This window comes from Aestuariimicrobium ganziense, assembly GCF_015352975.1.
GTDB classification, from domain to species: Bacteria; Actinomycetota; Actinomycetes; order Propionibacteriales; family Propionibacteriaceae; genus Aestuariimicrobium; species Aestuariimicrobium ganziense.
The window spans coordinates 169,176-189,858 of sequence record NZ_JACYIZ010000004.1; the positions used below are offsets into that span (position 1 = coordinate 169,176).

The window sequence follows — 20,683 nt, forward strand, 5'->3', positions numbered from 1 at the left end:
CAGACGAGCCTACTAGCGTTCGACCCAGGCACGTCTGAATCGATCTCGACCCCCCTTGGCAGGAGACCCACGATGCCCACCTCGTCCACACCCACCACGCTCGTGCTGGCTGACGCCCCCACCCACCACCTCGACCGACGGCTGCAGGGACAGTTCGCCGAACACCTCGGCCACTGCATCGACGGAGGCATCTGGGTCGGGCCCGACTCGTCCATCGCCAACAAGAACGGCATTCGCAGCGACGTGGTGGCAGCCCTGCGCGAGATCAAGGTGCCGTTGGTGCGCTGGCCCGGCGGCTGCTTCGCCGACGAGTACCACTGGCTCAAGGGGGTCGGGCCCGAGCGCCAGCCGATGGTCAACACCCACTGGGGCATGGTCAGCGAACCCAATGACTTCGGCACCCACGAGTACTTCGACCTGCTGCACCAGTTGGACGCCGAGGCCTACGTCAACGGCAACGTCGGCAGCGGCAGCGTGCAGGAGATGTCGGACTGGATCGAGTACATGACGCTCGAGTCGACCTCACCGATGGCCGAACTGCGCCGCGCCCACGGCCGTGAGCAGCCCTGGAAGCTGGAGTTCTTCGGGGTCGGCAACGAGTCGTGGGGCTGCGGCGGCACCATGCGTCCCGAGCACTACGCCGACCTGTACCGGCAGTACCAGACGTTCGTGCGGCAGTACTCCGACACCCCGATCAGCAAGATCGCGTGCGGCGCCAACGTCGACGACTACCGCTGGACCGAGGTGCTGATGGCCAACGCCGCCCGCCAGATGGATGGGCTGAGCCTGCACCACTACACGATTCCCAACGAGGGCATCTGGGAGAAGAAGGCCTCAGCGCTCGACTTCGACGCCGACGGCTGGCGCGCCACCATGGTGCAGGCCTGGCGGATGGACGAGTTGATCACCCGCCACGGCCAGATCATGGATCGCCACGACCCCGGCAAGCGGGTCAACCTGGTGGTCGACGAGTGGGGCACCTGGTACCAGGTCGAGCCCGGCACGAACCCCGGCTTCCTGTTCCAGCAGAACACCGTGCGCGACGCGGTGGTCGCTGCGATTCACTTCGTCATCTTCCACAAGCACGCGGCCCGGGTGCGGATGGCCAACATCGCCCAGATGGTCAACGTGCTGCAGGCCATGCTGCTCACCGACGGCCCGCGGATGGTCAAGACCCCGACCTTCCACACCTTCTCGCTGTTCAGCGACCACCAGGACGCCGAGTTCGTGCCGGTCGGCGGGCAGTTCCCGGACGATGTTGACGTGACCGCCTCGGTCAAGGACGGCGCCCACACGATCAGCTTCGTCAACGCAGGGCTGGACGAGGCCGCGCCGCTGGTGATCGAACTACCGGTCGAGGCGGGGGAGTTGCTGCGCGCGCAGGTGCTCACCGGCGCCACCATGCAGTCGCACAACACCTTCGACCACTCCGACGAGGTGGCGCCGGTCGACCTGGAGAGCGGACGCGACGGGTTCAGCGTCGAGGGTCGTCGGGTGTCAATCACGCTGCCCCCGCACAGCGTCGCCACCGTGCGGGTGCAGGTGAGGGGCTGAGAAGGGTCAGTCTTCGGCGCCGAGGCCACCCATCCGGACGACCTTGAAGGTGGCGGCGTGCTCGACGCCCATCGCCTGGCCGCCGCCGGCGAGCATCTCGGGGATGAACTGCGCCGGCACCGGGTGGGCGGGGATGTCGGCCAGGTAGGCCTCGTGGCACTCCAGCGAGCGCACCGACGCCGCGACGTGCTCCTCGTCCACCTCGACCCCGTGGGTGGGTTCGTTGTGGCCGGCGATCAGCAGCCAAGTTGTCGCCCACTTGGGCAGGCCGTCCTTGGCCAGTTCGGGGAACACCCAGGTGTTGTCGGCGTCGCGGATCGCATCGAGGCAGGCCAACCCGGCGACCCGGTGGTCGGCCTGGTTGTAGCCGCCGTAGGCCTCGACCTCGAAGTTGGGGGTCACCACCGCAGTCGGGCGGAACTCCCGGATCGCCCGGGCGATGTCACGGCGCAGGTCAAGTGAGTACTGCAGCACCCCATCGGGGTGGTTGAGGATGGTCAACTCACTCACCCCCACCTGCTCGCAGGCCGCCCGCTGCTCGGCAGCGCGCAGCGGCCCCACCTCTTCGGGCGGACGCTGCATGCCGGCCTCACCGGCGGTCAGCAGCAGGTAGGCCACTTGGGTATCGCTGCTCGTCCACTTGGCGACCGCGGCCGAGGTGCCGTACTCCATGTCGTCGGGGTGGGCGACCACGCACAGCACGCGCTCGAGGGGTTCGGTGAAGGCGGGCAGGGTCATCGGTTCTCCTGTCTCGGTTCCGCCGAGGGATCGGCGGTGATGGTTCCCAGCATGGCCGACGACGCCATTCGGCGGGTCAGTCCAGCGGGACGAGCCGCACCGGCACCTGGTGGAAGCCCCCCACCGGGGCGACCTCCCGGACCCGCTGGGGATCGTCCACGGCCTCGATGGTGAAGCGCGACAGCACCTCGCGCACCACGATGCGCAACTGCATGGTGGCCTGCGGTCGATCTGGGCCCACGTGCGGACCGATCCCGTAGACCACGTTTTGCTCGGCGTTGCCCTCGGGGTCGAGGTGGTCGGCGACCTCACGAAGCGGCTGCTGCAACTCAGGACGCTCGGCCAGGTACGAGAACAGCACGCCCACGCACAGCGCGATCGAGCCGAGGTCAGCGCCGGTCCAGTGGCGCAGCACCGACACCAGTTCTGCATCGGTGAAAGGACGATCCTCGACCTCGTCACGCATCAACTGGGTGGTGACATCGTCCGGCGCTTGGTCTGGGTCGCGGCGAGCCCTCCAAGACCCTCGTGATCGTCGAGTCAACACCGAGCGGATGATCTCGTCGAAGGCCTCGGCAACCGCGGCGGTGCGCGGTCTCGTCCCACCTGCAGGTGCCCAACAGCACCCGCTCGCCCTTGGCCGTGCGAGCCACCGGATGCCGGTGGCGCAGGTCGTCGGTCAGGGCGCGCAGGTCGTGCCCGGTCGGATCGAACTCCTCGATGAGGTGGTCGGTCACGCCTCCAGCCACCGCACCTGGTCGGGCGTCAGATCGATCTCCAGGGCCTGCAGGCTGTCGTCCAACTCGGCCAGCGTGCGCGGACCGATCAGCGGGATCGACGGGAAGTCTTGGGCCAGCACGTAGGCCAGCGCCACATGGATCGGGCTCTTGCCCAACTGCTCGGCCAACGCGATCGCACGGTCGCGGCGGGCGAAGTTGCGCTCGCCATACCAGGTGCGCACCAGCTCGGCGTTGTCGAGCTTGTCGCGTCCGGCGCGGTCGGTGAAGAAGCCGCGACCCTGGCTCGACCACGAGAAGTTGGCCACCTGGCGCTCACGCAGCCACTGCTTCCACTCCTCGGTCGACGAGGTGACGCAGCCCGCCCACAGCGGGGTCAGCATCTCGGCCAGGGCGAAGTTGTTCGACAGCGCCTGCGGGGCCTGCTTACCGTTGGCCTGGGCGTAGGCGACCGCTTCGTCGAAGCGCTCCATCGTCCAGTTCGAGCCGCCGAACGGGCCACGGATCCGGCCCAGGCGCACCTGCTCGTCCATCGCGTCGACGAACTCACCGACCGGCACGTCGAGGTTGTCACGGTGCATGAAGTAGACGTCGACGTGGTCGGTCTGCAGCCGCTCCAGGCTCTGGTCGAGCTGTCGTCCGATCATCTCCGGGTAGCACAGCGGGGTGTGTGCACCCTTGCCGATCAGCACGGCCTGGTCGCGCACGCCGCGCGAGGTGTGCCACTCGCCGAACAGGGTCTCGGTGTAGCCGCCGCCGTAGACGTAGGCGGTGTCGAGAATGTTGCCGCCCTTCTCCCAGAACGCGTCGAGCAGGATCGCGCCGGACGAGAAGGTGCGGAAGTCCTCAAATCCCAGCGCCAGCGCCGAGGCCGGCTTCTCGAGCCCGGGCACCTGCCGCTTGGGGATGATGCCGCCCTCGGACGACAGCGGGCGTCCCGCCAGTGTGCTGGTGCGCTGTGCTGCGGTCTCGACGCTGAACTCGATGCCGGAGTCCTTGCGCCACTTGTCGAGCGCGCGGGCGTTGCCCAGGCTGTCGGCCCAGGTCATGCCGGGGGTGGCGAACTCCTGGCGGCCGGCGATGATCGCCTCGCAAGCCGCATCGACCTGGTAGGCGTAGAGGTCCTTGGTCTGCCCGGCCTGGACGACCTCGCGCGACCCATCGGGTCGGACGATCTCGATGTGGCCCTGACCACCGGTGCGGTCGTTGCCGCCGGCGAACCAGAACCGGGGCACCTCGATCGTCCCCTCAGAACCGTGGATGCGGGCGGTGGTGTCGAGGTTGGCCATCACCGCGCAGCTGACCTGGGCGGTGATGCCGTTGTCGAACGTGAGCACCGCGGCGGCGGTGTCGTCGGTGCCCTCGGGGTTGAGGCTGGCGCCGCCGCTGACCTGCGCGGGGTCGAGGAACGGCTGACCGGCCGCAGCGCCGGCCACCAGCCGGGCGAACGAGACCGGGTAGCAGCCGACGTCCATGATGCCGCCACCGGCCAGGGACGAGGCGAAGGTGCGGCTGTCGGGGTTGAAGGCCCGGGCCTGGTAGCCGAAGGCGGCGCTGATGAAGCGCACCTCGCCGATGGTGCCGGCGGCGATCAGGTCCCACAGCTTCTGGGTCTGCGGGTGCAACCGGTACATGAACGCCTCGCCGAGAAAGGTGCCGGCCTGACGGTGGGCGTGGATCACCGCGTCGACCTCGAAGCCCGACAACGCCATCGGCTTCTCGACCAGAACGTGCTTGCCGTGCTCGGCGGCCCTGATCGCCCACTCGGCGTGCCCGGTGTGCGGGGTGGAGATGTAGATCGCATCGACGTCGGGGTCGGTGAGGATCGCCTCGTAGCCGTCGATGATGCGAGCCTCGGGGAAGTCCTGGCGCAGGCCCTCCTTACGGGGGTTGCGACTGGCGATCGCCTCGAGGGTGCCCAGTTCGCTGTCGAGGACGCCACGGCGAAAGTCCTTGGCGATGGCCCCGGGGCCGATGATGCCCCAACGAATGGGAGCGGTGTTGCTCACTTCTACTCCTAGGTGTGGACGCGGCGGTGGGGTCCAATGGCTCGGCGACCACGGCGCCGGCGCAACTGCTGTCTGTGTCAGCCTATCCAGACAATTCACGGGCCGCCCAGGTTGTCAGAGGCTCATGCCGGGCTGTTCGTCGGTGGACCTCAGCGCAGCTCGACCTTGCGGTCGAACGAGACCTGCGAGCGCCACATCGCGACCAGCGCGAGCAGCCACATCAGCAGGAAGGCGCCCAACGGGACAACCGACTGGGTGTCGGAGTTGTACAGGTCGAGCCAGGTCGGGGTGCAGTGCAGACCATCGGCGGCCACGATGAAGTTCAGGGGCAGGAAGAAGCCGGCGATCGCCACCGCCTGCTGCGCCAGGTGGCAGAGGAACCAGGCCAGCACCACGCCACCGAAGCCCAGCTTGTTGATCCACGACTCGCTGCCCCCGCCGGCGGCGAAGAAGTACCGGGCCAGGCCGAGCCATTGACCAGGTGCAGCCAGATCGGGGTGCTGGGGTCGAACTCGTCGTCAACCGTGGTCAGAACGTGGTGTTCGGGGTGGAGGGGTGGACCCACGGTCCGCCGATCTCGATGCTCGAGGGTGAGGACGAACAGGTGCGCGACCATGCCCTCGCCTTGCAGGACTTGCCCGAGGTGGCCCACCACGACCCGTTCGACCGGATGCTGCTGGCGCAGTGCCTGGTCGACGGCGCCACCCTGCTGACCAGCGACCGGGCGCTGCTGGCGTTGCCCGGGGCGCCGGTGTCGTCCGCCCGACGTTGACTGCGGTCAACTTGCCGCGGAGGGTGCGCTGACCAGCCGGGATCGCCCCTGGCGACCATTCGCGGTGCTTGACTGGAACCATGACCAGCGTTCCCGTGACCCTGTCCTTCTACGGCGCATCCGGCACCGTCACCGGCTCGAAGTACCTGCTCACCGTAGGGGAGCGGAGGATCTTGATCGACGCCGGCATGTTTCAGGGCGAGAAGCGCTGGCGTGACGAGAACTGGGCCGACTTCCCGGTCGACCCGTCGACGGTCACCGACCTGCTGCTCACCCACGCCCACACCGACCACGTCGGCTACCTTCCGGCGCTGGTCAAGAAGGGTTTCCGCGGTCCGGTGCACGCCACCAAGGGGACGATCCGACTGGCCGAGATCGTGCTGCGCGACGGCGGCAAGATCCAGGAGAACCAGGCCAAGGACCACGCTGAGGGCGGCTTCAGCAAGCACAACCCGCCGCTGCCGCTCTACACCCTCGAGGACGTCGAGCAGACCCTGCCGCTGTTCCGCGAGGTCGGCTGGGACACCGACGTCGACCTCGGCGATGGCATCGTGGCCCGCTGGACCCGCACCGCGCACATCCTGGGGTCGGCCTCGATCCACGTCACCGCTCCCGGCACCGACATCGTCTTCTCCGGCGACCTGGGACGACACGACCACCCGATCCTCAAGCCGCGTGCGGTCCCCGAGCCCGCCGACCACATCGTCATGGAGTGCACCTACGGCGACCGCGAGCACCCCGAACCCGACCTGCCCCACACCGACTTCGTCGACGCCATCAACCGGACGATCGACCGTGGCGGCCAGGTGGTCGTCCCGGCGTTCGCGATCGACCGCACCGAGACGATCCTGAAGTTCCTGACCGACGCCTACCGCGCGGGACGAATCCCCGACGTGCCGGTGTTCGTCGACGGGCCCATGGCGCTGGCGGCGCTGGACGTCTACGAGGACACCTCGCTGGACGAGTTGGCCGATGGCATCACGGTGGCCGACTTCAAGGGCATGCCCAGGATCCGTGAGACGCGGACCGGGCAGGAGTCACGCAGGATCAACGAGTTCCGCGGCCCGGCGGTGATCATCTCGTCCTCAGGCATGGCCGAGGGCGGACGCGTGTTGCACCACCTCACCCGGCTGCTTCCGGACCCCCGCAACACGGTCGTGCTCACCGGGTACCAGGCCGAGGGCACGCGTGGACGGGCGCTCGAGGACGGCGCGCGCACCGTGAAGATCAACGGACGCCACATCAAGGTCAAGGCCGAGATCGTGCGCGACCACGAGTTCTCGGTGCACGGCGATGCGTCCGACCTGATCGACTGGCTGCGTGACCTGGGACGAGAGCCCGAGTGCGTCCATCTGGTGCACGGCGACCCGCAGGTGGCGCCGGTGTTCGCCAAGCGGATCGAGGACGAGTTGGGCTTCACCGTGGTGGTGGCCCGACACGGCGAGGTGATCCGGATTGACCAGGCCGAGCCCGTGACGATCGAAGAAGGTGAGGAGCCGCTGATCTGCGGGGAGCCCGAGCGCCCGGGGGAGTGACGCTCGCCCGGTCGGTCGAGTGGTCCGCGAGAGACGAGCGGACGTGTCGAAACCGCCACGCCCTCCTTGGTCTAGCGCCGTCCCACCTGCAGCGCCAGCCGCACACCCCAGACCAGCAACCCCTGCGCGAGGCAGTACGTGGCCATGATCACCAGCGCCCGGGTGGGTTCGCCCGGATCGGTGCTCGGGCGGAACGTGTAGATCGCGATCAGGGCGTCGGAGACGATGAACAGGAGGCCGCCGAGGGTGCCGCGCCAGCCGAGCCCGGTGGCCAGCACTCCCGTCGCGGCGAGCACCACCGCGTAGGGCACCACCGCCCACACCAGTGACCCTGCCCCGGAGGCCGTCAGCGCCAGCACCGTGCCCGCGGCGACCAGGTAGACCAGCACCAGAGGTCGCCTCGACCCGGTCAGTATCGAGTGCCGACGCCAGGGGAACAAGGTGGCGATCCACGCCACCTGGGCGAGGAAGAAGAACCCGACCATGGTCAGGAAGCCGGTCCCGTCAGGTGCGAACGCCGGCCCGACATCGCCCAGCCAGCTGAACCCGATGGCAGCGGCCATCCCCAGCGCGAACCAGGCCGGAAATGGACGCGGCGCCAGACCTCGCCCCTGGGGCAGCGGTGCCAGTGCCCAGATCGCCAGCGTCAGCATCAGGCTGCCCTGGCTGACCCGCGCGGTAGATCCCTCGGCACCAGCGACGAGCATGCCCAGGTGGATGATCGACGCCACCACGAACGCGAGGCAGCCGATCAGCGCTGGGGCAGAGGGGCGGCGCATGCAGGTCAGCCTAGGGCGGTGATGGTTTCGTGCCACGCGATCGAGGATTTGCCCCGATTTCGGCCCGATTTCGCGATCGCGTGGCACGAAACCATCAAAGGGGGACCCTTTCGGGTGAAGCGTGTCGGCGCTCGAGCCCCCGGCTCCTCGGCTCGACGGGCACGGCTTCAGCGTGAGGGGCACCATGATCGTGGGCGGGCACTGCATGCGATGCCCGTCGACGATCGGCGTGGCCTTCGGCGCCGGACGGTGACCGTCGTGGTCTCGAGACGCTCGTGCCACGCGCCCTGCTCGATCTGCCAAAGAGGGTCAGCGGTAGGCGTCGGCCTGCAGGTGGAACAGTTCCGCGTAGCGTCCGCCGGCGGCCAGCAACTCGGCATGGCTGCCCTGCTCGACGATCCGGCCACCGCTCAACACCACGATCAGGTCGGCCATCCGCACGGTCGAGAACCGGTGGCTGACCAGCACGGTCACCCCGCCGGTGCTCTGGGCCACCTCGCGGGCCGCCGCGGCGTAGCGGTCGTAGATGGCGTGCTCGGCCTCCGGGTCGAGGGCGGCCGTCGGCTCGTCCAACAGCATCAACAGCGGCCGCTTGCGCAGCATCGCCCGGGCCAGAGCCAGGCGCTGCCACTGGCCACCCGAGAGCCCGACCCCACCCTCGAACTGCATGCCCAACTGGGTGTCGAGTCCCGACGGGAGCGAGTCGATCACCACATCGGCCTGACCGTGGCGGGCGGCCTCCTCGATCGGCGCGCGCTCGTCCACCGACAGGTCAGAGGCGCCGATGGTCTCGACCGCCAGGAACTCCAGCCGAGCGAAGTCCTGGAACCCGGCCGAGATCCGGGCCCGCCAGGCGTCGGGCGAGATCTCGTCCAGCGGTGTGCCGTCGACCAGGATCCGTCCCTCGGTGGGGTCGTAGAGCCGGGCCAAGAGCTTCACCAGCGTCGACTTGCCCGCCCCGTTGTCGCCGACGAACGCGACCGTCGTGCCGGCCGGCAACTCCAGTGAGACCCGGTCGAGGCTGGGGGCGGTGCGCTGGTTGTGGGCGTCCGAGGGGTAGGCGAACGAGACGTCCTCGACGGTGATCCCATGGCTCAACCGCGCCGGTGGCTGGGCGGTCGAACCGCTCCAGTCGTGGCGTCGGGCGTAGTCACGAAGCCATTGGTAGCGCCCGAAGGTGTCGAGGGCGTCGATCACCATGTTGGCGTTCATGGCGATGCTCGCCGCCGTCGTGCGGATCTGTCCGGCGATCATCACCAGCAGCGCCACCGATGCCACCGAGGCCAGCCCGTCGTGGGCGCGCACCACCAGCCAGGCGAGTGCGGCCAGGTAGCAGGCCCAGGCCAGCATGCTGGTGGCGGTGACGATCCAGGCGCTGCGCACCATCAGCCGGCGCAGCGGACGAAGCTCCTCGTCGTAGGCCTGCCCCGACAACCGCAGCAGCACCGGACCCAGCCCGAAGCTGCGCAGTTCGACCGAGGCCGAGGGAGTCCACATCAGCTCGGTGAGCTTGTCGGCCAGACGTCGCTCGGGCTCCTTCGACTTCCACAGCCGCCGCTGCAGCACCGCGAACCAGGTGTTCAGCCCGGTCGGCAGCAGCGCGATCAGCAGCAGTCCGAGCATCAAGGGGTGGATGCTCACCAGCAGCGTCCCGACGGTGATCGTCCCGGCCACCGTGCCGACGAAGGTGAGCGCGCGGTAGATGCCGCTGATCTGCCAGATCTCTCGGCGCAACTGCCCGATCCGGTCGGCCAGAGCCGGGTCTTCGTGGTGGCCCATCGAGCCGATGCCGGTGACCATGTGCATGATGTCCTGCGCGACGTGGATCATGATCTTCTCGTCGGCGGTGTCGCCGGCCGGTGGAGCGATGTTGGCCAGGATCGTCCCCACCACCAGCACGCCTGCGGCCAGCCCGAGACCGGGCCACAGCGACGAGCCAGTGGTCGCAGCTCCGATCGCCATCGCGAGCCCCAGCGAGGTGAGCGGCGCCAGCGCTGCAGCCACCACCGCGTTCAGGCTCAGCAACGTGGCGAGCCACGGGGTGGCGCGGAAGGCCAGGCTCACCCACAGCCACATGATGCGCAGGGCGGTCACTGGTCGACCTCCTCGAGGTCGTCGTCGACGTCGTGGCCGTCGAGGTAGCGCTGGGCCTGCAAGGTGAACAGGTGCGCGTACTCGCCGCCGAGTGCCATCAACTGCTCGTGGCTGCCCTGCTCGGTGATCCGTCCGCCGTCGAGCACGCAGATCGTCGGCACCGGACGCACCACCGAGAACCGGTGCGAGATCAGCAGCGAGGTCGCCCGTGAGGCCAGGTCGAGGTAGCTCGACACCAGCCTCGCCTCGGACTCGACGTCCAGGGCCGCCGCCGGTTCGTCGAGGACGAGCAGCCCGGCCCCGACCTCGGTCGCGCGCAGGGCGCGGGCCAGTCCGATCCGCTGCCACTCGCCGCCGGACAGGTCGGTGCCGCCGGTGAAGGTCTTGTCGAGCACGGTGGCCCAGCCGCGGGGGAGCCGCTCGACCAGGTCGACCAGGCCAGCCCGGTTCGCCAACGCGTCGAGGGTGTCGTGGGGGTGGTCGTCCCCGCGCATCGAGCCCGACCACAGTCGTCCGGTGCCGAGTTCGACGTTGTCACCGGCCGACAGCGGCAGGTGGACGAAGTCCTGGGTGATCGGCGCGATCCGGCGCTGCCAGGCGACCAGCCCTTCCTCGTCCAAGGTGGCCAGGTCGACCCCGTCGACCAGGATGCGTCCCGAGGTCGGGCGGAACCCTCCGGTGAGCAGCTTGACCAGGGTCGACTTGCCGGCGCCGTTGACGCCGACCAGCGCGGTGGCTTGGCCGGCGGGCAGGCGCCAGTCGAGGTGCTCGAGGACGAGTCTGTCCTGGCGGGGGTAGTGGAAGCTGACGTCCTCGAAGACCACCTCGGGCGCAGGTGCCGAGACGGTGGTGGGCGCGGTACGGCGCCCCTGCTCGATCTCGGCGACCACCGCGGAGTCGGCCGGCGGAGACAACTCCTCGAGCCAGCCCAGGCGGGTGACCGCGGCGCGCACGGTGGTGAAACCCCAGATGTCGAGCACGCCGAAGGTGATGACCAGCGAGGCGGCAGTGGTGAACCCGGTGACGTCGAGTCGTCCGGTCTGGGTGAGCTGGGCAGCCCAAGCGAGTGCGGCGACCATCAGCACCACCCGGGCCCCACCGGCAGCCAGGTGCTGGCCGGAGTAGCCCCAGCGCTTGCGCCACCACGGCCGCAGCGCGATCAGGTAGTTCTCGCGGTAGCGGTCGATCAGGTAGCTGCCGAGGCCGAAGATCCGCAGTTCCTTGGCGGCCGGGCCGAGCGACTGCTCCAGGGCGTAGCCGGCGTGCCGCTGTGGCTCGGTGTTGTCGCTCCAGACCTCCATCTGGGCCGAGACCACCTTGGTGATGATCCAGACCTGGGCCACCACCGCCGCGCACAACAACAGCGCGAACGGCCAAGAGAACACCACCCCGAGCGCCACCGTGGTGCCCGCCAGGCTCAGCAGGCCGCCGGGCAGGTAGGTGACGGCGCTGCCGCAGCCGTTGGAGAACTGCCACATCGACTCGGTGAGCCGCTTCGCGGTACCGGTCAGTTCGGGTGATTCCGGTGCGGTCAGCGACGGGTCGCGGACGAAGCTGTGGGCGCTGCGCATCCGCAGGTCCTTCTCGGCACGGCGGACGATGAACTCCCGGGCCATGCTCGAGACCTTCTGCGCGGTCTCGGCGAGCAGCATCACCCCGATCAGCGCGCCTGCCCACCACAGCGAGGTGGCGATCGACGAGCCCGAGAGCGAGCCGATCGTTCGTCCGAGCAGCAACGGCAGGACGACGGTGGCGGCGGCGTCGGCGACGGTGAGGGTCAGCGCGAGCACGGTGGCCACCGGAGACAGCCGGAACAGGTGGCGATAGAGCACCATCGCGCCTCCTGTGGGGTCGGTCGGGGTTGAGCCCATCGGCCGGGGCTCGGGTGGCTCGGCTCGCGGCGGGGCCTCGGCCACGCTAGGTGGGGGCCGAGGTGGTGTCAATCGACTTGTCAGCGCTCCACCCCGAGGGGGCGTTCCCCGCACCAAACTCGAGTTCGTGCACCAACGTTGGTGCTCAGACTCCAGTGTGGTGCTCGGGAGGCTGGCACAGTGGCCACATGACTGCCCCCACCGTTCCCACTGTCACGCTGCTCAACGGACTCAATCTGCCCGCGCTCGGCCTGGGCACCGCCTCGATCCTCGGCGACGACGCGGTTGCTGCGGTCAAGGCCGCCATCAGTGCCGGCTACCGCCTGATCGACACCGCCGAGAACTACAAGAACGAAGAGGCCGTCGGCCAGGGCATCCGCGAGTCCGGCCTGGACCGCGACGAAATCCTGATCACCTCGAAGTTCAACAAGGCCTGGCACAGCGTCGATGGCGTCCGGCAGGCGTGGCAGGCCAGTTGTGAGCGTCTGGGCGTCGACCACATCGACGTGTTCCTGTGCCATTGGCCCAACCCCGACCAGGACCGCTACGTCGAGGCGGTCAAGGGGCTCAAGGCCTTGTTGGACGATGGTTCCATCCGCGCGATCGGAGTCTCGAACTTCAAGCCCACCCACCTGCAGCGGGTGCTGGACGAGACCGGCATCGTGCCCGACCTGAACCAGATTCAACTCAGCCCCTACGCCAACCGTGCCGACGCACGGGCCTGGGCAGCCGAGCACGGCATGGTCACCGAGTCGTGGAGCCCGATCGGCGGACGAGACGGCGCCCTGCGCGGCGACCCGCTGCTGGCCGAGATCGGCGGGCGCCACGGCAAGTCGGCCGCCCAGGTCGTGCTGCGCTGGCACCACCAGATGGGGCTGGTCGCGATCCCGCGCTCGTCCAACCCGGGCCGGATGGCCGAGAACCTCGACATCTTCGACTTCGAGTTGACCGACGATGAGATGGCCCAGGTCACCGGACTCGGCAAGGGCGCCGAGGCCGAGGTCGTCGACTCCGACAACGCCGGCCACTGAGCCATGAGGTTCGCTGCGGTCGGGCTCGACCACCCGCACGTGTTCGGCCAGACCAGGGGCCTGCTCGAAGCCGGGGCAGAACTCGTGGCCAGTGCCACCCTGGACGGCGACTCCCCGGTCGCACGGACCTTCCGTGCACAGGCCCAGGGAGTGCCGGTGCGCGCGGTCGACGAGGTGATCGCCGACCCCGACATCGACCTGGTGGTGATCGCTGCGGCGCCCGACCAGCGGGCCTCGATCTCGTTGGCGGCACTGCGCGCCGGCAAGCATGTCGTCTCTGACAAGCCCGGATGCATCTCGTTCGACGAACTGGACGAGCTGCGTCGAGCGGTCGGCGAGAACAGACGATTCTGGTCGGTCACCTTCTCGGAACGCTTCGAGGTGCCCGCGGTGGCCCGGGCCGGCGAACTGGTGCGCGAGGGCCGGATCGGACGAGTCGTCCAGACCCTGGGGCTGGGTCCGCACCGCGAGGCGTCACACTTGGCCGGGGGAGGGGGTCGTCCCGACTGGTTCTACGACGAGCGCCGCTACGGAGGCATCCTGGTCGACATCGCCAGCCACCAGATCGACCAGTTCCTGTGGTTCACCGGATCGGAGTCCGGTGAGGTGGTCTCGAGTGCGGTCGGCAACTACGCCCACCCCGAGCACCCGGACTTCCAGGACTTCGGCGAGATGGTGCTCAGCGGCGTCGATGGTGCGCGCGGCTACATCCGGGTCGACTGGTTCACCCCCGACGGGCTGCCGACCTGGGGTGATGGACGACTTCTCGTGCTGGGCACCGAGGGCTACCTCGAGATCCGCAAGTACGTCGACGTGTCCGGAGCCGAGGGCGGCAACCACCTGATCTGGGTGGACGCCGAGGGCGTGCACCGCGAGGACTGCTCGGGACGACCGCTCAGCTATTACGCCGACATCGTCCGCGACGTCGCCGAGGGGACGAGGACCGCCGCCTCACAGGAGCACACCTTCGAGGTGTGCCGGCTGGCGCTGGAGGCCCAGCGGGTGGCGGTGCGGCACCGCGGCTGAGGGTCGTCCGGGACGAGGGGCAGCGTGATCTTGACACCTCGCGCAGGTGCTCCTACACGATCAGCGTCCTCAGTCGGTCTTGGGCTTTGGCGCCACCAGGAACTGGCTGTTCACACTCACCTGGGTCAGGGGAGACTCGCGCTCATCAATCGGCTCGTCCTCGGGGCCGGGCTTGGGCGGGGCTCCAGGGGTGACCGGACGCACGGTCTCACCCATCGCCTTGGCCAGTGCCTGGGCGATCGTCCCGCCTGCTGCCGGGGTGAACTTGCGGATCTCAGCCATGGCGCCATGGTAGTTCGCCCAGCGGCCGGTCACTTCGGCGCTGCCAGGTGGTGGTGTACGGGGTGAACGAGATCTCGGTCAGGTTCTCTTCGGTGTAGTTGAACCCGCTCAACCAGATCGGCGGACGACCCAGGTGGTCGACCAGACCCTGCTTGAGGGCCAGCACCTCGACGGCGTCCTGGGCCGACACCTCATCGATGGTCAGCGCGGCATGCAGTTCGGCGTCCTCGATCTGCTCGAGCCTGATCACCGAGTCTGCGAGCCGGGCCCCGAAGCCGTTCATGGTCGGCCCCGGGCGAGGTCACCGTCGTGTGTGTAGGTGGTGATCGTCCACGTGTCGACGGCTGCGAAGTCGGGGTGTGCGGCAGCCGTGCGGAACATCTCGGTGAAGGTCGCGTCGCGGTCGTCGCCGCGCACTGCGCTGGTGTGCAGCCCGGCCAGCACCCCGCAGTGGTCGCCGTGGAAGGGGTGGAACGGTCCGGTGAAGGTGAGCGCACCGACCACGTCGGACCCGTCCAGGGCCACCACGCCGTGCTCGCCCGCCAGTGCCTCAGACAGTGCGGTGCGCACCGCCATCGGATCGGTGGGTGGCTACGCTGGGTGGGCGGTCAGGGTGTCGGCCTCGACCTCGGCGATCAGGTCGAGCACAGCTGCCATGTGCGACCTGGTGGTGGGACGAACCTCGACGCGAGCCATGTGCGGACTCAACCACACCAGCGGGGTCGCACGAGCGTCGAACGCTGCCCTGAAATGCCGAATCCCGCCCCGGGTGAGGGCGGGATCGGTGCTGGCGGAGGATACGAGATTCGAACTCGTGAGGGCGTGAACCCAACCCGCTTTCCAAGCGAGCGCCATAGGCCTCTAGGCGAATCCTCCGCAGCGGAGCTTACCGGCTCGTCAGCGTCACTGGCGAACCCTCGGCGTCACCTCGTTCTGGTGCACCAGATCGGGGTGCCACCCACGGTGTTCTGCACGAGGCGAGCCGACAGCCAGGTGCCGTCACTGGACAGGTACCACAGCTTGTTGCCACCGACGCCCTGGTTCTCGAGCTGGCAGACGATCCTGACCGTGGTGCCCTCGCTGAAGACACCAGCGCTGGCGTCCCGCGTGCTCGGGGCTCACATGTCGGTTCAGGTCGGCGGTGGTGCGCCCCTGAACGGCCGGCGCGCTGGGGGTGTTGCCGCACGCCTTGATGGATGAACTCACCGAACCGAGCCCGGAGCCAGACACCCAGAACGAGAGATTGCCCTCGGTGTCGTACTTGTACCACCGGGAACTGCCATCGGCCCGGGGTCCGTCGACCTAGCAGGTCAGGGTCACGGTGCGTGTCCTCTGCAGGGTCTGCTCGATGGCCGAGTGGGTGGTCGGTGCCGACCTCACGTTCAGGCCGGGGGCGGTGACCGTGGCTCGCCCTGGCGTTCGACCACGGCCCACCCTGCTGCTCAGACCGGCACGCACCCGGAGACCCTCACCTAGGGGGCTCCGGGTGCGTGGCTGTTGTCCTCAGCTGTGCCGGCAATCAGCGTTCGTTGAGCAGCGAGCTGCGCTCGAGGTAGTCCTCAGGGGTGATCTCCCCGTCGGCCAGCCGCCGTGCCAGCACTGACTCGGCCGACTCGCGAGGCGGGCTGTCGGCACCTGCGTCGGCACCCACGTCGGGCCGTGCGCCGGCCCAGCGTCCGCAGGGTCCTCTGCCCAGACCGCGGTGGGTGTCGCCGGCCGCGACAGGTCGTCCCTCCCAGATCAGGGGACCGAGGCGTCCCTTCATGGCCAGCACGATCAGCAGTACGGCGGCGGTGACCAGGATCCACATCAGTTGCTCCGTTCGTCGGTCGGCGGCTGCGGACGACGCAGCACCGAGGTGCGTTCCAGATATTCATCGGGGGTGATGTCGCCATTGGCCAGGCGCATCCTGAGGGTCTCGAAGGCGGTGTCCTCCGGCGGTCGGCTGGCGCCAGTGGCCCAGCCGACTGGGCCCCCACTGTCAGGGCCCTGGCCGGCAGGCCCGGGTCCGAAGCGCGGGCCGGTGCCGGCAGGTCCGCGTGGGACCCAACGCACGGGTCCGATGCGTCCCCGCACCAGCAGCGCGACGATGCCGGCCACCAACAGCAGCAGCAGCCCTTGCAGCAGATGGAACCCGCCGAAACCCGGGCCCATGTGGTGCGCCCCTCGCAGGGGCAGTTCGAAGATGGTCATGACCCCAGTCTTCGTTCGCGCCACCTCGCGTTCATCGGCCCGGATGACGATCTTGGCCACCCCAGATCTACGTCAGATGACGTAGGCCACGATGCGCCCCTGCGACGACGCGAACACGCACCCTCGCTGCGTAGTCTCGGGGGCGTGACCTCGCCGGCTCCTTCGACCCCGCACCGTGGCGTCATGACCGCCACGCGCTGGGTGGTCGACGCCCTGATCGCCGTCGCGACGGGTTGGGTGATGGTCGTGGTCTGGGTGGGCGCGCACGCGATGGGCTTGGACGGCGCTGGTCGCGACCGCGGGCCGGGCCGGGTCGACACGTCCGGCATCGACCCGCCGGCCCTGGCCGTGGCGGGAGCACTGCTCGCCGCACTGGCCCTGCTCGGACGACGGTGGCGTCCGATCTGGGCCTGGGTGGGGGGCATGGTCGCGATCGCCCTCTACCTGATCGCCGACGGACCTGCCTTCGCGGCCGTGCTGGTGGCGGTGGTGCTGGGCCTGGCCATGGTCTGCCGGGGTCCGGTGGCGCGCCCCTCACCCAGCTTGGCGCTGGTCGTTTTCGCCTATGCCGCGGCCGACCCGCTCGACCTCAGGCATAGGGCTGATTCGCTACCGGATCACGCGCTCAGGGTTGACCGCGGTCGGGCAGATCGGATGGCGCTGGCAAGGGATGCGCGAGCTCTTCAGCGTCGGTGACGTGAACGGCGATGGCCGAAGCGATGTCATGGCGATTCGTGCCGACGGGACCCTCTGGCGTTACACGTCAGCTGCCAACGGCACATTGGCAGCCGGTGTGCAGGTCGGGCGTGGTTGGGCGCATTACAGTCCGGTGTTCGTCCCAGGCGACCAGAGCAACGATGGTCGTCTCGATCTGATCGGCCGAAACGTGGACGGGACCCTTCGGCTCTACCCGAGCACCTCGACCGGATGGTTCCAGACACCGCGCGTGGTGATGGCCGACGCCAACAAGTTCCGTCTCATGGCCTGATGGACGACTGGTGGGGCGCTGAACACGCAGCGCCCCATCAGCCACGCCGCAGTCGCCGACCTTGGCGCGCCGCCCGTTTGGGGCACCCGCCGATCGCCACTAGACTGGTTGGCAACCCCCGTGCGGCGGCACCTCACCCAACTCCCCCAGGGTCGGAAGACAGCAAGGGTCAGTGGGCTCTACCGGGTGCGCGGGGGCCTTTTCATGCCCGGATGGCGACCAGCGCGTCCAAGCACACCGTCGATGATCGACGCCGCTCGCTCGGCGGGCATCCGCTGTGACTCGGCCGCCCTCGCCACCGCCACCCCGTCAACAGCTGGACCGCCCGCCGCCTGATCGAGGTCGGACGGACTGCACTGAGCTGCTACCTGCTGCCGAACCTGGTCGCAGGGTTCCTGTTCTACGGCTGGGGCCTGGGTCTGGCTGCCGACCTCGGGCAGTGGCGGGTGCCGGTGGCCATCGCGGGCCCTGTGGTGGTGGCCGTGCTCGTGGTCGCGTTCGCCCACCGGTGGCTTCGCCGGTTCTCGCTCGGCTTGCTCGAGTGGCTGTGGAAAAGGCCGGGCCGTTGTCGCGGCGCGGTGCCTGAGTGTGGCCGGGTCGGGTCGCCGGTCTGGCCGACGGGTCGAATCTGTCAGGAGGCCTCACTAGAGTGCCTGTGTGGCAGCTGACGACGAGCTCGACCTCGGTCTGGACTCCGACCCCGACCTCGAGGACGACTTCTACGACCAGGACGGCCCGGGGCTCTTCGGTGACGACGACGCCGGGCAGATCGATGACGTGCACGGTTCGTCCGAGCCGGTCGACGAGGACGAGGACGACGCCCCGCTGCCCGAGGTGACCGCGCCGACCGAAGATGTGGCGCCCGCCGAACGGCCGTCTGCCGAGCTGCCACCTGCCGAGTTGCCACCTAGTGGTCTGGCCCCGCCACCGGCGCCTGATCGCGGTCCCCGGCAGGAGCTGCCCGAAGCCCCGCTCGCGCTCTATCGCCGGTACCGCCCCGACACCTTCGACGACGTCATCGGCCAGGAGCACGTCACCGAGCCCCTGCAGCGGGCCCTGGTCAACAACCGGGTCAACCACGCCTACCTGTTCAGCGGCCCGCGCGGGTGTGGCAAGACCACCTCGGCACGCATCCTCGCCCGGGCGCTGAACTGCGAGAAGGGCCCGACCCCGACCCCGTGTGGTGAGTGCCAGTCGTGCCGCGACCTGGCCCGTGGCGGCGGCGGGTCGATCGACGTGATCGAGATCGACGCCGCGTCGCACGGTGGTGTCGACGATGCCCGTGACCTGCGCGAACGGGCCTTCTTCGCCCCGGTGCACAGCCGCTACAAGATCTACATCGTCGACGAGGCCCACATGGTCACCACGGCCGGCTTCAACGCGATGCTCAAGCTGGTCGAGGAGCCTCCGCCGCACGTCAAGTTCATCTTCGCCACCACCGAACCCGACAAGGTGATCGGGACGATCCGTTCGCGCACCCACCACTACCCGTTCCGGCTGGTGCCGCCCAAGGTGCTCACCGCCTACCTGGGCACGTTGTGCGAGGCCGAAGGAGTGGCGATCGACCCGGCCGTGCTGCCGCTGGTCGTCCGCGCCGGCGCCGGTTCGGTGCGTGACTCGCTGTCGGTGCTCGACCAGTTGCTCGGTGGCGCCGGCGAGGACGGCGTCAGCTACCACCAGGCCACCGCGCTGCTCGGCTACACCCCCGACGCGCTGCTGGACGAGGTGATGGATGCCTTCGCTGCCGGCGACGCCCGCAGCGTGTTCGCTGCCGTCGACAAGGTCATCGAGGTCGGTCAGGACCCGCGACGCTTCGCCGAGGACCTGCTGCGCCGGCTGCGTGACCTGGTGATCGTCGGTGCCGTGCCAGACGCGGTAAGCTCCGGCCTGATCGATGTGGCGGCTGACCAGGCCGAACGCCTCGCCGTGCAGGCCCAGGGGATGGGTCCGGGCGAGCTGACCCGGGCCGCCGAGGTGATCGCCACAGGGCTGACCGAGATGCGGGGGACGACCGCTCCACGCCTGCACCTGGAACTGATGTGCGCGCGGGTGCTGCTGCCGGGTGCCGATGTGGACGAGCGCGGCGTGCATGCCCGGCTCGACCGGCTCGAGCGCCGGATCGCCGACACCGGTGTCGCCGTGGCGCCGCGTCCCCAGACGGCTGAGCCCGCCGCCCCCCGCCAGCAGTGGACCGACACCGAGGCAGCGCCCCCCGCACCGACGCACCCGGCCACCGAGCAGGCCGGCCCGCCGGCGCGCCCCGACGATCATCCGGCCGAGACGCCCGCTCCCCAGCGGCGCACCCAGCGTCCCGCGATGGCGCAGGCCCCTGCGCCCGAACCGACCCCCGAGCCCGCCGCGGCGCTTCGTCCCAGTGGTGACCCTGCAGCGATCGATGTCACCCGGGTGCGCAGCCAGTGGCCGCAGGTGCTCGAGGCGGTCAAGGGGCGGCGCCGCTTCACGTGGATGATCCTCACCCAGCACGCCCAAGTGCTCGACGTGCAGGGCGGTGCGTTGACACTCGGCTTCTCCAACCCGGGGGCCCGCGAGAACTTCAACTCCAGCGGCAGCAGCGACATTCTGCGCGACTGCATCGTCGAGGTGCTCAGCGCTGACCTTGCCATCGTCCCGATCGTCGACGGCGGCGACCACAGCGCGGGCCCTGGCACCGCCCCCGACCGTGGCGGACAAGGCGCCCCCACCGGCCAGCCCGCAGCCGACCGCGGGCCCAGTCAGTCCACCCCGAGGGAGCCCACCCCGCCGGCGCAGAGGGGAGGCAGCCCCGACTCCCCGGAGTCACCCGACAGTCCGGGCCCCCCGTCGAGCCCGACGGGGGAGCCCACTGAGACCGAACGGCCGCGGCAGTCGTCCCACGGCGCCGCAGCACGTGAGCAGATCAGGCCGATGTCGACCGCCCCCACCGAACCCGAGACCGACGAGGAGGGCGACGACCTCGCCGACCCCGACGACGTGGTGCTCGACGACGGCGTCGGCTCAGCCTCGGAACTGATCGTGAAGCACCTCGGCGCGGAACTCATCGCCGAGGAGGACCGCTGAGCCAGCCGGCCCCCATC

20 protein-coding genes, 1 tRNA gene, 1 other RNA gene and 1 pseudogene are annotated in these 20,683 nt (G+C 69.4%); 10 read left to right on the forward strand and 13 right to left on the reverse strand.

The features are described 5' to 3' along the window. The first annotated feature begins 72 nt into the window (after positions 1-72). Complete coding sequence (locus IE660_RS08935) at positions 73-1,554, forward strand: alpha-N-arabinofuranosidase (protein ID WP_203568013.1); 1,482 nt, start codon at positions 73-75, stop codon at positions 1,552-1,554. A 6-nt stretch (positions 1,555-1,560) separates the two neighbouring features. On the opposite strand, the gene IE660_RS08940 is transcribed toward IE660_RS08935, so the two are convergent. From IE660_RS08940 to IE660_RS08955, 4 genes are all read right to left on the reverse strand, one after another. Then, entirely contained in the window at positions 1,561-2,292 is a 732-nt protein-coding gene (locus IE660_RS08940; RefSeq protein ID WP_203568014.1) for a PIG-L deacetylase family protein, read from the reverse strand. A 76-nt stretch (positions 2,293-2,368) separates the two neighbouring features. Continuing rightward, positions 2,369-2,758 carry a cytochrome P450 family protein gene (locus IE660_RS08945; protein ID WP_203568015.1) on the reverse strand — a complete coding sequence of 130 codons (390 nt, stop codon included), beginning with the start codon at positions 2,756-2,758 and terminating at the stop codon, positions 2,369-2,371. A 267-nt stretch (positions 2,759-3,025) separates the two neighbouring features. After that, positions 3,026-5,038, reverse strand: coding sequence for an aldo/keto reductase (locus tag IE660_RS08950; RefSeq protein ID WP_203568016.1), 2,013 nt, complete (start codon positions 5,036-5,038; stop codon positions 3,026-3,028). A 149-nt stretch (positions 5,039-5,187) separates the two neighbouring features. After that, positions 5,188-5,430: a hypothetical protein gene (locus IE660_RS08955; protein WP_203568017.1), complete on the reverse strand. Its 243-nt coding sequence runs from the start codon at positions 5,428-5,430 to the stop codon at positions 5,188-5,190. An 89-nt stretch (positions 5,431-5,519) separates the two neighbouring features. On the opposite strand from IE660_RS08955, the gene IE660_RS08960 reads away from it, so the two are divergent. Beyond that, entirely contained in the window at positions 5,520-5,810 is a 291-nt protein-coding gene (locus IE660_RS08960; protein WP_203568018.1) for a PIN domain-containing protein, read from the forward strand. 80 nt (positions 5,811-5,890) lie between these two features. Next, entirely contained in the window at positions 5,891-7,345 is a 1,455-nt protein-coding gene (locus IE660_RS08965) for an MBL fold metallo-hydrolase RNA specificity domain-containing protein (RefSeq protein WP_203568019.1), read from the forward strand. A gap of 71 nt (positions 7,346-7,416) precedes the next feature. On the opposite strand, the gene IE660_RS08970 is transcribed toward IE660_RS08965, so the two are convergent. The 3 genes from IE660_RS08970 to IE660_RS08980 form a co-directional block, all read right to left on the reverse strand. Next, a complete protein-coding gene (locus tag IE660_RS08970) occupies positions 7,417-8,124 on the reverse strand; it encodes a lysoplasmalogenase (RefSeq protein ID WP_203568020.1) in 708 nt (235 codons plus the stop codon). Positions 8,125-8,433: 309 nt separating this feature from the next. Then, positions 8,434-10,218: an ABC transporter ATP-binding protein gene (locus IE660_RS08975; RefSeq protein WP_203568021.1), complete on the reverse strand. Its 1,785-nt coding sequence runs from the start codon at positions 10,216-10,218 to the stop codon at positions 8,434-8,436. After that, on the reverse strand, positions 10,215-12,053 hold the full coding sequence (locus IE660_RS08980) for an ABC transporter ATP-binding protein (protein WP_203568022.1): 1,839 nt from the start codon (positions 12,051-12,053) through the stop codon (positions 10,215-10,217). The genes IE660_RS08975 and IE660_RS08980 overlap by 4 nt, the downstream gene beginning before the upstream one ends. Before the next feature lie 224 nt (positions 12,054-12,277). Between IE660_RS08980 and IE660_RS08985 the strand changes: the two genes are divergently transcribed. Both IE660_RS08985 and IE660_RS08990 read left to right on the forward strand, forming a co-directional pair. Beyond that, the gene (locus tag IE660_RS08985; RefSeq protein WP_203568023.1) at positions 12,278-13,120 is read left to right on the forward strand and encodes an aldo/keto reductase; all 843 of its coding nucleotides are present in this window, start codon (positions 12,278-12,280) and stop codon (positions 13,118-13,120) included. A 3-nt stretch (positions 13,121-13,123) separates the two neighbouring features. Next, positions 13,124-14,146 (forward strand): Gfo/Idh/MocA family protein, encoded by a 1,023-nt coding sequence (locus tag IE660_RS08990; RefSeq protein WP_203568024.1) that lies wholly within the window; start codon positions 13,124-13,126, stop codon positions 14,144-14,146. Between the two features lie 69 nt (positions 14,147-14,215). Here the strand turns inward: IE660_RS08990 and IE660_RS08995 are convergent, their stop codons facing one another. The 6 genes from IE660_RS08995 to IE660_RS09020 form a co-directional block, all read right to left on the reverse strand. After that, positions 14,216-14,428 carry a hypothetical protein gene (locus IE660_RS08995; protein ID WP_203568025.1) on the reverse strand — a complete coding sequence of 71 codons (213 nt, stop codon included), beginning with the start codon at positions 14,426-14,428 and terminating at the stop codon, positions 14,216-14,218. Further along, the gene (locus IE660_RS09000; RefSeq protein WP_203568026.1) at positions 14,421-14,711 is read right to left on the reverse strand and encodes a hypothetical protein; all 291 of its coding nucleotides are present in this window, start codon (positions 14,709-14,711) and stop codon (positions 14,421-14,423) included. The genes IE660_RS08995 and IE660_RS09000 overlap by 8 nt, the downstream gene beginning before the upstream one ends. Beyond that, complete coding sequence (locus IE660_RS09005) at positions 14,708-15,004, reverse strand: hypothetical protein (RefSeq protein WP_203568027.1); 297 nt, start codon at positions 15,002-15,004, stop codon at positions 14,708-14,710. Before IE660_RS09005 ends, IE660_RS09000 begins: the two co-directional genes overlap by 4 nt. A gap of 212 nt (positions 15,005-15,216) precedes the next feature. Continuing rightward, positions 15,217-15,304 (reverse strand) — tRNA-Ser (locus IE660_RS09010). Between the two features lie 643 nt (positions 15,305-15,947). Further along, a complete protein-coding gene (locus tag IE660_RS09015; RefSeq protein WP_203568028.1) occupies positions 15,948-16,238 on the reverse strand; it encodes a hypothetical protein in 291 nt (96 codons plus the stop codon). After that, on the reverse strand, positions 16,238-16,621 hold the full coding sequence (locus IE660_RS09020; protein ID WP_203568029.1) for an SHOCT domain-containing protein: 384 nt from the start codon (positions 16,619-16,621) through the stop codon (positions 16,238-16,240). The genes IE660_RS09015 and IE660_RS09020 overlap by 1 nt, the downstream gene beginning before the upstream one ends. A gap of 183 nt (positions 16,622-16,804) precedes the next feature. Here IE660_RS09020 and IE660_RS09025 point away from each other — a divergent pair, with 183 nt between their 5' ends. From IE660_RS09025 to IE660_RS09045, 5 genes and pseudogenes are all read left to right on the forward strand, one after another. Then, positions 16,805-17,317, forward strand: a complete 513-nt coding sequence (locus IE660_RS09025) for a hypothetical protein (RefSeq protein ID WP_203568030.1) — start codon at positions 16,805-16,807, stop codon at positions 17,315-17,317. Then, positions 17,292-17,609, forward strand: a complete 318-nt coding sequence (locus tag IE660_RS09030) for an FG-GAP repeat domain-containing protein (RefSeq protein WP_203568031.1) — start codon at positions 17,292-17,294, stop codon at positions 17,607-17,609. The genes IE660_RS09025 and IE660_RS09030 overlap by 26 nt, the downstream gene beginning before the upstream one ends. A 112-nt stretch (positions 17,610-17,721) precedes the next feature. Next, positions 17,722-17,812, forward strand: an RNA gene (gene ffs / locus IE660_RS09035) — signal recognition particle sRNA small type. A gap of 120 nt (positions 17,813-17,932) precedes the next feature. Next, positions 17,933-18,277, forward strand: a pseudogene (locus IE660_RS09040) (DUF418 domain-containing protein); the annotation flags it as partial. Further along, a complete protein-coding gene (locus tag IE660_RS09045; protein ID WP_203568032.1) occupies positions 18,267-20,666 on the forward strand; it encodes a DNA polymerase III subunit gamma and tau in 2,400 nt (799 codons plus the stop codon). The pseudogene IE660_RS09040 and the gene IE660_RS09045, both read left to right, overlap by 11 nt. The last annotated feature ends 17 nt before the right edge of the window (positions 20,667-20,683 follow it).